Annotated in this window: 9 protein-coding genes; all 9 read right to left on the bottom strand. The window is 64.2% G+C overall.

Features of this window, described 5'->3' with window-relative positions:
- Nucleotides 1-14: 14 nt before the first annotated feature.
- Nucleotides 15-1949, bottom strand: coding sequence for an acetate--CoA ligase (acs, locus tag PSEMO_RS13195; protein ID WP_075803517.1), 1935 nt, complete (start codon nucleotides 1947-1949; stop codon nucleotides 15-17).
- A gap of 132 nt (nucleotides 1950-2081) precedes the next feature.
- Entirely contained in the window at nucleotides 2082-3746 is a 1665-nt protein-coding gene (gene pgi, locus PSEMO_RS13190; RefSeq protein WP_075803516.1) for a glucose-6-phosphate isomerase, read from the bottom strand.
- A gap of 165 nt (nucleotides 3747-3911) precedes the next feature.
- Nucleotides 3912-4769, bottom strand: a complete 858-nt coding sequence (panC, locus tag PSEMO_RS13185; RefSeq protein WP_075803515.1) for a pantoate--beta-alanine ligase — start codon at nucleotides 4767-4769, stop codon at nucleotides 3912-3914.
- Complete coding sequence (gene panB, locus PSEMO_RS13180) at nucleotides 4766-5566, bottom strand: 3-methyl-2-oxobutanoate hydroxymethyltransferase (RefSeq protein WP_075803514.1); 801 nt, start codon at nucleotides 5564-5566, stop codon at nucleotides 4766-4768. The genes panC and panB overlap by 4 nt, the downstream gene beginning before the upstream one ends.
- A 214-nt stretch (nucleotides 5567-5780) precedes the next feature.
- Nucleotides 5781-6260 (bottom strand): 2-amino-4-hydroxy-6-hydroxymethyldihydropteridine diphosphokinase, encoded by a 480-nt coding sequence (gene folK / locus PSEMO_RS13175; protein ID WP_075803513.1) that lies wholly within the window; start codon nucleotides 6258-6260, stop codon nucleotides 5781-5783.
- Nucleotides 6257-7645, bottom strand: a complete 1389-nt coding sequence (locus tag PSEMO_RS13170) for a polynucleotide adenylyltransferase PcnB (RefSeq protein WP_075803512.1) — start codon at nucleotides 7643-7645, stop codon at nucleotides 6257-6259. The genes folK and PSEMO_RS13170 overlap by 4 nt, the downstream gene beginning before the upstream one ends.
- A gap of 731 nt (nucleotides 7646-8376) precedes the next feature.
- Nucleotides 8377-9816, bottom strand: coding sequence for a sigma-54-dependent transcriptional regulator (locus PSEMO_RS13165; protein ID WP_075803511.1), 1440 nt, complete (start codon nucleotides 9814-9816; stop codon nucleotides 8377-8379).
- A 22-nt stretch (nucleotides 9817-9838) separates the two neighbouring features.
- The gene (locus PSEMO_RS13160) at nucleotides 9839-12793 is read right to left on the bottom strand and encodes a sensor histidine kinase (protein WP_178391996.1); all 2955 of its coding nucleotides are present in this window, start codon (nucleotides 12791-12793) and stop codon (nucleotides 9839-9841) included.
- On the bottom strand, nucleotides 12777-12953 hold the full coding sequence (locus PSEMO_RS32535) for a hypothetical protein (RefSeq protein WP_003250005.1): 177 nt from the start codon (nucleotides 12951-12953) through the stop codon (nucleotides 12777-12779). The genes PSEMO_RS13160 and PSEMO_RS32535 overlap by 17 nt, the downstream gene beginning before the upstream one ends.
- Nucleotides 12954-13021: the final 68 nt, after the last annotated feature.

The following is a 13021-nucleotide window of genomic DNA, read 5'->3' as shown; positions in this document are numbered from 1 at the left end:
AAATACCCGGTATATCAGGTATTCAAGCGCTTATCGATCAGCCCTTGAACAACGCCGGGATCCGCCAGCGTCGAGGTATCCCCCAGGTTCTCCAGCTCGTTGCAGGCAATCTTGCGCAGGATCCGCCGCATGATCTTCCCCGAGCGGGTCTTGGGCAGCGCCGGTGCCCACTGGATCAGCTCAGGCTTGGCAAAACCGCCGATCTCCTTGCTCACCAGGGCCAGCAGTTCCTTCTTCAACGCCTCGTCCGGCTCGACCCCGTTCATCGGTGTGACAAAGGCATAGATCCCCTGGCCCTTGAGGTCATGGGGATAACCCACCACCGCCGCCTCGGCGATGCTGTCATGCAGCACCAGCGCGCTCTCGACCTCGGCAGTGCCGATGCGGTGCCCGGACACATTGATCACGTCGTCGATCCGCCCGGTTATCCACAGGTCGCCCTGTTCGTCGCGACGGGCGCCGTCACCGGTGAAGTAATACCCGGGAAAGGGTTTGAAATAGGTGTCGATCATTCGCTGATGATCGCCGTACACACTGCGGATCTGTGCCGGCCAACTGGCCTTGATCGCCAGCAAGCCGGCGCCGGGGCCCTCGATCAACTGGCCTTTCTCGTCCAGCAGGACCGGCTGCACACCGAACATCGGCCGCGTCGCGCAGCCGGGCTTGATATGCCGGTTACTGATCAACGGGGTGAGCATGATCCCGCCGGTTTCGGTCTGCCACCAGGTATCGACGATGGGGCAGCGCTGCTCGCCCACCGCATTGAAATACCACTCCCAGGCCTCAGGGTTGATCGGCTCGCCAACACTGCCGAGCAGGCGCAGGCTTTTGCGCGAGGTGCTCTTCAGCGGTCCCTCGCCTTCACGCATCAGCGCGCGCAGGGCGGTGGGCGCGGTATAGAAGATATTCACCTGGTGCTTGTCCACCACCTGCCAGAAGCGCGAGGCGTCCGGGTAGTTCGGCACGCCTTCGAACATCAGGCTGGTGGCGCCATTGGCCAGCGGGCCGTAGACGATGTAACTGTGCCCGGTGACCCAGCCGACATCGGCGCTGCACCAGAACACCTCGCCGTCGCGGTAATCGAACACCACCTTGAAGGTCATCGCCGCCTGCAACAGGTAACCGGCAGTGGTGTGCAGCACGCCCTTGGGTTTGCCGGTGCTGCCGGAGGTGTAGAGGATGAACAGCGGGTCCTCGGCGTCCATCGGCTCCGGCGGGCAGTCATCGCCGGCCTGGGCCGTGACTTCGTGGTACCAGAGGTCCCGCCCATCGTTCCACTCCACCGCGCCGCCGGTTCGCCGCACCACCACCACGCTGCCGACATTCGGGCAACTGGCCAGGGCCTTGTCGACGTTCTGCTTGAGGGCGATGGTCTTGCCACCGCGCACGCCTTCGTCGGCAGTGATCACGGTGCGGCAGTCAGCGTCGAGGATACGGTCGCGCAGGGCGTCAGGAGAGAAGCCGCCGAATACGACGGAGTGGATTGCGCCAATCCGCGCGCAGGCGAGCATGGCGAAGGCCGCTTCCGGGATCATCGGCATGTAGATGCACACCCGGTCGCCTTTCGTGACCCCGCGCTGCTTGAGCACATTGGCCAGGCGGCAGACCTGCTGGTGCACCTGGCGGTAGGTGAGGGTGGCGGAGCGGGCGGGATCGTCGCCTTCCCAGATGAACGCCGGCTGGTCGCCGCGCTGTTCCAGGTGACGGTCGAGACAGTTGTAGCTGACGTTGAGCCTGGCGTTCTTGAACCAGATGGCCTTGCCGCTGCGGATATCGCAATCCTGTATCACGCTCCACGGACTGATCCAGTCCAGGCGGCGCGCCTGTTCGGTCCAGAATTGCTCGGGTTGTTCGATGGATTGGCGGTAAAGGCGATCGTAGTCGCCCTGGCTCAGTTCGGCGGCACGGCTGACGGCATCGGCTTGGGGGAATTGACTGATATCGAACATGGGCACGACCTGTCCTGTTGTTATGGGACGGCGTTGCCTTCAGCGAAGACGCAAGGAAGCCTTTCGAAGGCAGCCGGGGTCAGGACAGTGTAGCCGCTGCCCCCGGCCATGCCCGGGGGCAGCGACCGGGGGTCAACCGCGGTGACGGCCGCGGAAGTAGTTGATCAGGCCCTGGGTCGAGGCGTCTTCCGCCGGCTCTTCGATGCCGCCGGTCAGACGCTGGTAGACGCCCTTGCCGAGCTCCTTGCCCAGTTCCACGCCCCACTGGTCGAAGGCGTTGATGCCCCAGACCACGCTCTGCACGAAGACCTTGTGCTCGTACATCGCCACCAGCGCGCCGAGACGCCGCGGGCTGATGCGCTCGACCACCAGGGTGTTGCTCGGGCGGTTGCCGGGGATCACCTTGTGCGGTGCCAGCTTCTGTACATCGGCTTCGCTCACGCCCTTGTCGCGCAACTCGGCCTCGGCCTCGGCGCGGGTCTTGCCGAGCATCAGCGCCTGGCTCTGCGACAGGCAGTTGGCGTACAGCCATTGGTGATGGTCGGCGACCGGGTTGAAGCTCACCACCGGGACGATGAAGTCGGCCGGAATCAGCTGGGTGCCCTGGTGCAGCAACTGGTGATAGGCGTGCTGGCCATTGCAGCCGACGCCGCCCCAGATCACCGGACCGGTGTCATGGTTGACCGGCGTGCCGTCCTGGCGCACGTGCTTGCCGTTGGACTCCATGTCCAGTTGTTGCAAGTGCTTGGTGATGTTGCGCAGGTAATGGTCGTACGGCAGGATCGCGTGGCTTTGCGCGCCCCAGAAATTGCCGTACCAGACGCCGAGCAGGGCCAGCAGCACCGGCATGTTCTGCTCAAAGGGGGCGGTCTGGAAATGCTGGTCCATGGTGTAGGCACCGGACAGCAGTTCCTTGAAGTTGGCGGTGCCGATGGCCAGGGCGATCGGCAGGCCGATGGCCGACCACAGCGAGTAACGCCCGCCGACCCAGTCCCACATCGGGAAGATGTTCTCTTCGCGGATGCCGAAGGCGACGGCGGCCGCCTTGTTGCTGGAAACGGCGATAAAGTGGCGGTACAGCTCGGCTTCCGAGCCGCCCTGGGCCAGGTACCAGGCGCGGGCGGCCTGGGCGTTCTTCAGGGTTTCCAGGGTGTTGAAGGATTTCGAGGAAACGATGAACAGTGTGGTTTCGGCACGCAGCTTGGCCGACAGCTCATGGAACTCGCTGCCGTCGATGTTCGCCAGGTAATGGCAACGCACGCCGCGCTGGGCGTAGGGCAGCAGCGCCTCGGAAACCAGCTCCGGACCGAGGAAGGAGCCGCCGATGCCGATGTTGACCACGTCGGTGATCGGCTTCTCGCTGTAGCCGCGCCACAGCCCGTCATGGATCTTGCCGACCAGCTCGGTGACCTGGTTGAGCACCTTGTGGACGTCCGGCATCACGTTGACGCCATTGACGCTGAGTTTGTCGCCCACCGGCCGGCGCAGGGCGGTGTGCAGCGCCGGGCGGCCTTCGGAGGCGTTGACGATTTCGCCGGCGAACAGCGCCTGGATCGCGTCTTTCAGGCCGACGTCATTGGCCAGGCCGACCAGCTTGTCGCGGGTTTCGGCATTGATCAGGTTTTTCGAGTAGTCGAGGAACAGGCCGCAACTGCTCAGGGAAAACTGGTTGAAGCGCTGCGGGTCGGCATTGAAAGCCTCGCGCATGCTGAAATCCTGCATGGCTTCGCGGTGTTGCTGGAGTGCCTGCCAGGCTGGCAGAGCGGTGACATCATGAGGAGTACGGTAATACGCCATCGCTGCAGGGTTCCTTGATTGCTTGACTGCCTTGGACACGGAGAACGTGTAGCCGTTACCGGCCCGTCGCGGATTATTTCGCGGCGGGCCGGTAAAAGCCATTGAGATATGTCATTTCGCTACAACCTGCGGCCCGGGCGGGTTGGTCCGGGGCATCCCGAGAGCTTAGCCGGCGTCGAGATCGAGGTGCAGGTTATCGATCAGGCGGGTCGGACCGAGGTAGGCGGCGACCAGGATCACCAGATCGCGGTCGGTATCCAGGGCCGGGCGCAGGTTGAGCGCCTGGCGGACTTCCAGGTAGTCGGGCTTGAGGCCGGCGGCGACCAGCGTCTGCTGGCCCTCGGCGATCAGCGCCGGGAAGTCGCGGCGGCCCTGGCGGATGCCGTCGGCCAGTGTGCTCAGGGTGCGATAGACCACGGGTGCGGTAGCCCGCTGCTCGGCATCCAGGTAGCCATTGCGCGACGACAGGGCCAGGCCGTCCTCGGCGCGTACCGTCGGCTCGCCGATGATCTGGATCGGCATGTTCAGGTCGCGAACCATGGCGCGGATCACCGCCAGTTGCTGGAAATCCTTTTGGCCGAACACCGCGATATCCGGCTGGACCATGTTGAACAGCTTGCTGACCACGGTCGCTACGCCTTCGAAGTGCCCGGGACGGCTGGCGCCGCAGAGGCCTTCGGAGAGCTGCGGGACGCTGACCCGGGTCTGCACGCCCATGCCGTCCGGGTACATCTCTTCGACGGTCGGGGCGAACAGCAGGTTGCAGCCGGCTTCGAGGAGTTTTTCCTGGTCGGCGGCGAGGGTTCGCGGGTACTTGTCGAGGTCTTCGCTGGGCCCGAACTGCAGCGGGTTGACGAAGATGCTGGCGACCACGAAGTCGGCGCGCTGGGCCGCCTTGGTCACCAATGCGGCGTGACCGCTGTGCAGGTTGCCCATGGTCGGCACGAAGGCGATGCGCTTGCCTTCGCCGCGGGCACGGGCGACGGCGGCGCGCAGTTCGAGGACGGTCTTGACGGTGTTCATGCGCTGAACCCGTGTTCGCTGCCTGGGAAACTGACGTCCTTGACCGCCTGGACGTAGGCCTGGAAGGCGCTCTGGATATCCGGCTGGCCCGCCATGAAGTTCTTCACGAACTTCGGTGCGCGGCCGCTCAGGGACAGGCCGAGCATATCGTGCATGACCAGGACCTGGCCGTCGGTGGCGCTGCCGGCGCCGATGCCGATCACCGGGATGCTCACCGCCTGGGTGATTTCCGCAGCCAGCTCGCTCGGCACGCATTCCAGCAGGAGCATGGCGGCGCCGGCCTGTTCCAGGGCGATGGCGTCGGCGCGCATCTGCCGGGCCTGGTTTTCCTGACGACCCTGGACCTTGTAGCCACCGAGGATATTCACCGCTTGCGGGGTCAGGCCCAGGTGCATGCACACCGGCACGCCGCGGTCGGCCAGCTGGCGCACGGTCTCGCCGAGCCAGGCCGCGCCTTCGAGCTTGACCATGTGCGCACCGGCGCGCATCAGCTCGGCGCAGTTGGCGAAGGCCTGCTCGGGGGCGGCGTAGGCCATGAACGGCAGGTCGGCGAGGATCAGCGCGCCTTCGTTGCCGCGCTTGACGCTGGCGACGTGGTAGGCCATGTCGGCATTGGTCACCGGCAGGGTGCTGTCGTGGCCCTGCAGGACCATCCCCAGGGAGTCGCCAACCAGCAGGATCTCGACGCCGGCACGGGCGGCGGCCTGGGCGAAGGTCGCGTCGTAGCAGGTCAGCATGGCGATTTTTTCCCCCTTGGCCTTGAGGGCCTGCAGGGTGGTCAGGGTTACGTCTGGCATGAAAAGCGATCCTCGTTCAGGCGCTGTGAAAACCACTGGAACGGCACATCATCGAGTGTGGTGTTTGGGGTCAATCCGTTCCCGGCCTTTGTAGACGGCACGGTCGTGCCACGGGACGCCTATAGTCGTGAGCGCGCGGGGGGAAGTCAATTACCGTGTTACCGCATTGTTACGTCGGAACTGTTACGGGCGTTACCGCTGGGGGAACGCCCGGCTACAGGCGTTCGAGGCCGACGAACGGGCAGGCTGCCAGCAGTTCTGCGAGAGGGCGCTGGTCCGCCAGACGGAAGTCTTCCGGTACCAGTTCGGCGAGGGGATACAGCACGAAAGCACGTGCATGCATGTGGTAATGCGGGACTTTCAGACGCGGCTCATCAATCACCTGATCGGCATAAAGCAGGATATCCAGATCAAGCGTCCGCGGCCCCCAGCGTTCCTTGCGCTCGCGACCCTGGTCAGCCTCGATGCCTTGCAGGGCATCGAGCAGGTCGAGTGGCTCGAGATCGGTATCCAGCGCGGCCACCGCGTTGGTATAGCGTGGCTGGCCGGGAGACAGCGAGTCACTGGCATAGAACGACGATACACCGGCCACTTGCGTCCCCGGCAACTGCGCCAGCGCCTCGAGGGCGCTGCGCAGTTGTGCGTCCGGGTTGGCCAGGTTGCTGCCCAGGCCGATGTAGGCGCGCTGGCTCATTCGCCAGCGCCACCGTCGGCACGCCGGCGCTTGCTCGGGCTGCGCTTGCGTTTGCGCGGGCCGGCACCGGTGCCTTCGTCACGACCACCAAGGTCGCGGATCATGTCGCGGCGCTCGCTTTCGTTGCATTCCTGGTAGTCGGTCCACCACTGGCCGAGGTCATCGGTGTCCTCGCCGGCGCTTTCGCGCAGCAGGAGGAAGTCGTAGCCGGCACGGAAACGCGGGTTGTCGAGGAGCAGGTCGGCGCGTTTGCCGCTACGCCGTGGCAGGCGTTCCTGCATGTCCCAGATCTCGCGGATCGGCAGGGTGAAGCGCTTCGGAATGGCAATGCGCTGGCACTGTTCGAAGATCAGCTGGTGGGCCGCTTCGTTCATCGCCGGGATCGGCGGCATGCCGCGGCTCTGCAGGTGCAGGGCGCGCGCCGGCAAGGCTGGCCAGAGCAGGGCGGCGAAGAGGAACGCCGGAGTGACCGGCTTGCCCTGGCGCACCCGCAGGTCAGTGTTGATCAGCGCGTTGCTGATCAGGGTGTGGGTGTAGGTCGGCTGCTCTTCGAGGGCCTCGGCACTGGCCGGGAACAGCGGATCGAACAGTTGCAGGTCGACCAGCATCTCGAAGGTGTCGGCGGCATGCCCGGACAGGAACAGCTTCAGCGACTCCTCGAACAAGCGCGCCGCCGGGATTTCCCGCAGCATCGGCGCCAGCTCGCGGATCGGCAGCACGGTGTGCTTCTCGATGCCGAAGTTGAGCTTGGCGGCGAAGCGCACGGCCCGCAGCATGCGCACCGGGTCTTCCTGGTAACGCTGGGTCGGATCGCCGATCAGGCGGATCAGGCGGTTGCGCACATCGTGCACACCGTTGGCGTAGTCGAGGATGCGCTCGCTGACCGGATCGTAGTACAGGGCGTTGATCGTGAAATCGCGGCGCTGGGCGTCGTCTTCCAGGGTGCCGTAGACGTTGTCACGCAGGATCCGGCCGCTTTCGTTGCGGGACGACTGGTGACTGTTTTCCTCTTCGTCATCTGGATGATTGGCACGGAAGGTCGCGACTTCGATGATCTCGCGGCCGAAATGCACATGGACCAGCTTGAAGCGCCGGCCGATGATTCGCGCATTGCGGAACTCCGCGCGGATCTGCTCCGGCGTGGCACTGGTGGCGACATCGAAGTCCTTGGGCGTGATGCCCAGCAGCAGGTCGCGCACGCAGCCACCGACCAGGTAGGCCTGGTAACCGGCGCTTTGCAGGCGCTCGACGATATTCACCGCATGACGGCTGAATTGATGGCGCTGCAGCGAGTGCTGCGAATGAGTGATCACCTCGGGCGTGGTGCGCTTGTGGTGCTGGACGCGCGCCGGGGGACGGAAAGACTGGAACAGCTTCTTCAGCATGGGATGCACTGTTTGAAGGAATTTTCGGCCAGAAACGAAGAATGGCCGCATGATGGGCACGGATTCTAGCATTTAGTCGGAAAAGGGTGTAGGCACCCGAGAAACGGGCTGCAAGGGCAAGGGAAGACGGGTTTTCCGAAAGGCGGAAACTACAAGGGGAGCCGAAGCTCCCCAAGAAGTAGTTGCGTGCTCTTATTGTTTTTGGGTCGGGCTTTTTGTTTTTGTTGAGTGCCCTGATCCACTGAATGCCCTGGGGCCCGTGGACTGTCTCCCTAATCGGGAGTACAAGAGCAAACGGATTGCTTTGGCCGCTGTATTGCGATGATCATTCGATCCAACCAGTTCAGGCTCTGCTTGAGTGCAGTTTTTGTTGTTCTCTGCCTGGTTGTGGGGCAAGCCCCAAACACAACACCTCTCCAAAAGAATCAGTTAGCTGCGCCTCCGCCGTCTTGTTCTTATTGTGCGTGAGCCGATTCGTCTTATTTTTATTGTGTTTTGCCGTGCTTGTTATTGTTCTTGTACCGAACATATAGCAGGTGCCGTGCCAACTCTTGCAAAGCCCAGTAAAACAAGGGGTTAGCGCGATTCGGGGGTGATTTCAGGGCGTAAAAAAACCGGGGTTTCGTTACCGTAAGCCCCGGTTTCTGTTACGACGTCGCGCAGAGGTAACAGTTTTTGGCCGAAACGCGGTGTTACCCGAATGAGGGTGACACCGTGTCGCACCCTCCTGCTCAGCTCTCGCTGGTGGCTCCACTCTTGCGCCGTGGAATGCCCAGGCGCTGGCGCCGTTCCCACAGGCACTTGCGGCTGACACCCAGCTTGCGGGCCAGCTCGGTCTCGGTCATGTGGTCCTGGTGCTCGAGGACGAAGTGCTGGAAATAGTCCTCCAGCGACAGGTCCTCGGTGGGCTCGTGGCTGGCGGCGTTGGCCTGGCTGGCGATGACCGGCAGGTTGTCGAAGGTCTCGTCGTCTTCCAGGTCGCTCAGCTCGATGTCGATGCCTAGCAGGTCCGCGGAGATTTCCGGGCTCTCGCACAGGATCACCGCACGCTCCACGGCGTTTTCCAGCTCACGCACGTTGCCCGGCCACGAATAGTGGCGGATCGCCTGTTCGGCGTCGTGGGCGAACTTCAGGTCGTTGCGCCCGATACGTGCGGCCTGGCGGGCGAGGAAGGCGTTGGCGATCTCGTTGACGTCGGCGCCGCGCTCGCGCAGGGCAGGCAACTTGAGGGCGATGACGTGCAGGCGGTAATAAAGGTCTTCACGGAACTGGCCGACCTTGGCCAGGTTCTTCAGGTCGCGGTGGGTGGCTGCGATCAGGCGCACATCGACCTTCTGCGACTGTACCGAGCCGACCCGGCGGATCTCGCCTTCCTGCAGCACGCGCAGCAGGCGGGCCTGGGCTTCCAGCGGCAGTTCGCCGATCTCGTCGAGGAACAGCGTGCCGCCGTCCGCCGCTTCCACCAAGCCGGCACGCCCGGCGCTGGCGCCGGTGAACGCGCCTTTCTCGTGGCCGAACAGTTCGGACTCGATCAGGGTTTCCGGAATGGCCGCGCAGTTCACCGAGATCATCGGCGCCTTGGCCCGGCGCGAGAGGTTGTGCAGGGCGCGGGCCACCAGCTCCTTGCCGGTGCCCGACTCGCCCTGGATCAGGACGTTGGAATCGGTCGGCGCGACCTTGCGGATCTTGCTGTACAGGTCCTGCATGGGTGGGCAGGAGCCAATGATGCCGATCTCGCCGTTGGCATTGGCGGTGCCGGCGGACTTGTCCGCAGCGGGGGCCTTGCCGTTGCTGCGCTCCACCGGCGCGGCTGGCGCGTTCTGCCGGTCGCGCAGGATGCGCGCGACGGCCTGGAGCATCTCGTCGTGGTCGAACGGCTTGGCGATGTAGTCCACCGCGCCCATCTTCATCGAGTCGACCGCCGAACGCAGGCTGGCATAGCTGGTCATGATCAGTACCGGCGTGCCCTGGCCCAGCTTGATCAGCTCGGTGCCGGGAGCGCCGGGGAGACGCAGGTCGCTGACGATCAGGTCGAAGGTGGCGATGCTGAATCGCTCCTGGGCTTCCTGGACCGATCCGGCCTCGCTGACCTGGTACTGGTTACGCTCCAGCAGGCGGCGCAGGGCAGAACGGATGATGGTTTCGTCTTCGACGATCAGAATATGAGGCATTGATTCAATTCTCTCGACGGTCTCAGTTCACAGCGGACGTCGCTTCGACATGTCGTGGCAGGGTCACACGGATGCGCGTGCCACGTTGGCTCTTGGTATCGGCCGGGCTGTCGATGGTGATCTGTCCATAATGCTCTTCCACGATGGAATAGACCAGAGCGAGCCCCAGCCCGGTTCCCTCGCCCGGATCCTTGGTGGTGAAGAAGGGTTCGAACAGGCGGTCCATGATGTTTTTCGGAATGCCGCTGCCTTCGTCCTCGACGATCAGGTCCACGGTATGTTCGCTGGCCTCGCTGCGCACCCGCACCGCCGCACCGGGCGGGGAGGCGTCGCGGGCGTTGGAGAGCAGGTTGATCAGCACTTGTGCGAGACGCTGCGGGTCGCCCTCGACCCAATGCTCCGGGTCGCACAGGTTGAAGAACTGCACTTCGAAATTGCGTCGGTTCAGGGCCAGCAGGCCGATGGCGTCCTGCGCGACTTCCGCCAGGCACACCGGTTCGTCGCTGTGCTGGTGGCTGCCGGCGTGGGCGAAGCTCATCAGCGACTGGACGATGCGCGAGATACGCTTGGTCTGTTCGAGAATCTGGCTGCTCAGTTCGGTGATCTCGCCGTCGTCCTCGCGCTCCTCGCGCAGGTTCTGCGCCAGGCAGGCGATACCGGTGACCGGGTTGCCGATCTCGTGGGCCACCCCGGCGGCCAGGCGACCGATGCTGGCCAGGCGTTCGGAATGCACAAGCTTGTCTTCGAGCATCTGGGTTTCGGTGAGGTCTTCCACCAGCAGCACCAGGCCGCTGTTACCCGGGGCCAGCGGTTCGTCGATGGCCGCCTTATGCAGGTTCAGCCAGCGGGTCTGGCCGTCCAGGGCCAGGCGCTGCTTGTGCAAGTGTTCGTCGGGCACGTTGATGAAGCCCAGCAGCAGCCCGCGCCACGGTTCGACGATGGTGCTCAGGCGCGAGCCTACCACGCGCTTGGCGGGAATCCCGGTGAGCTCCTCCATCGCCTTGTTCCACATCAGGATCTCCTGGTCCTTGGCCAGGGAGCAGACGCCCATCGGCAGTTCCTGCAGGGTCTGGCGGTGGTAGCGGCGCAGGGCGTCGAGCTCGGCGGCCAGGCCGGTGAGGCGCGAGTGATAGTCCTCGAGGCGGCTTTCGATGAAGTGGATGTCCTCGGTGACGTAGTTCTCGCTGCCGGACTTGTAGGGCAGGAAGGTTTCTACCATGTCCTGGGCCACGCTCGGGCCCATCAGGCCGGACAGGTTGGCCTCTATTCGGTCGCGCAGGCGGCGCAGGGCGTAGGGGCGGCGCTCATCGAAGGGCAGATAGAGATCGCGCAGCGCCTGCTCGACTTCCTTTTGCGCCGCCTTGGCACCCAGCGGCTTGGCCAGTTGCGTGGCGAACTCCTGTGGCGAGGCGGCGTACAGCTCGCGCCGTTGCGGGCGGCGCACGTTGTCCACGGCACAGGCTTCGGCGGCGCCGACCTCCTCGGAACTGGCATTGGTGAACAGCGAAATCAGGGTGAACAACAGCACGTTGGCCGCCAGCGAGGCGATTGCCGCCATGTGCCAGCTGGTGTCGTCGAGCACGTAGATCATGTTCAGCAGCGGGATATAGAAGCCCTGCAGGTTGCCCACCAGCGGCAGCAGCATGGTCACCATCCACACGGTGATCCCGGCCAGCAGTCCGGCGATGAAGCCGCGCCGGTTGGCGGTCGGCCAGTACAGCACCGAGAGCACGCCAGGCAGGAACTGCAGGGTGGCGACGAAGGCGACGATACCGAGGTTGGCCAGGTCCTGTTGCGCGCCGAGCAGCAGGTAGAAGCCGAAGCCGGCGGCGATGATCGCAACGATCAGGGCGCGGCGGGTCCATTTCAGCCAGCGGTAGATATTGCCTTCGGCTGGCGGCTGGTAGAGCGGCAGTACCAGGTGGTTGAGGGCCATCCCCGACAGCGCCAGGGTCGTCACGATGATCAGTCCGCTGGCTGCCGATAGCCCGCCGATATAGGCGAGCAGGGCCAGGGCCTGGCTGTTGGCAGCGATGCCCAGGCCGAGGGTGAAGTATTCCGGATTGGTGCTGGCGCCGAGCTTGAGGCCGGCCCAGAGGATCAGCGGCACCGCCAGGCTCATCAGCAGCAGGAACAGCGGCAGGCCCCAGCTGGCGCTGACCAGCGAGCGCGGGTTGAGGTTCTCGGTAAAGGCCATGTGATACATGTGCGGCATGACGATGGCCGAGGCGAAGAACACCAGCAGCAGGGTGCGCCACGGACCTTCCTGCAACGGCGTGTGCAGGGCGGCGAGGGCGGTCTGGTTCTGCAGCAGCCAGACTTCCAACTGGTGCGGCCCGCCGAATACGCCGTACAGCGCATACACGCCGATCCCGCCCAGGGCGAGCAGCTTGACCACCGACTCGAAGGCGATGGCGAACACCAGGCCTTCATGCTTCTCGCGGGTGGCGATATGCCGGGAACCGAAGAAAATGGTGAACAGCGTGATCATCGCGCAGAAGGCCAGGGCCACCCGGCTCTTCACCGGTTCGCCGGTGAGGATGCTGATGGAGTCGGCCACCGCCTGGATCTGCAGGGCCAGCAACGGCAGTACGCCGATCAGCATGAACACCGTGGTCAGCGCCCCGGCCCAGGTGCTGCGGAAGCGGAAGGCGATCAGGTCGGCCAGCGACGAGAGCTGGTAGGTGCGGGTGATCTTGAGGATCGGGTAGAGCAGCACCGGCGCCAGCAGGAAGGCCCCGGAAACCCCGAGGTAACAGGCGAGGAAACCGTAGCCGTACTGGTACGCCAGGCCGACCGTGCCATAGAAGGCCCAGGCGCTGGCATAGACGCCGAGCGACAACGTGTAGGTCAGGGGATGACGGATGATCGCCCGGGGGATCATGCCGCGTTCGCTGATCCAGGCCACGCCGAACAGCACCATCAGGTAGGCGGCGCTGATCAGGATCATCTGGGTCAGGCTAAAGCTCATCGGCATCACGTTGGCTCTGCAGGATAAAGGTCACGACGATCAGGATCAGCCAGAGCAGGTAAGGGCGATACCAGGCACCGGTCGGCTCGATCCACCAGTCCATGATGGCCGGGGAGAACAGGTAGATCCCCACGACCAGAAGCAGGACCAAACGATAGATGTACATGCTGGCCTCGATGGAATTGTGCGCTGCGGACTGGATTTATTATTGGCGCAAAACGCGGGTGATGGTAA

Origin of the sequence: Pseudomonas putida, from assembly GCF_001941965.1 — a bacterium.
Taxonomy (GTDB): domain Bacteria; phylum Pseudomonadota; class Gammaproteobacteria; order Pseudomonadales; family Pseudomonadaceae; genus Aquipseudomonas; species Aquipseudomonas putida_L.
Note: the sequence above shows the minus strand (reverse complement) of the source record. Positions and strands in the feature narration are given on the sequence as shown.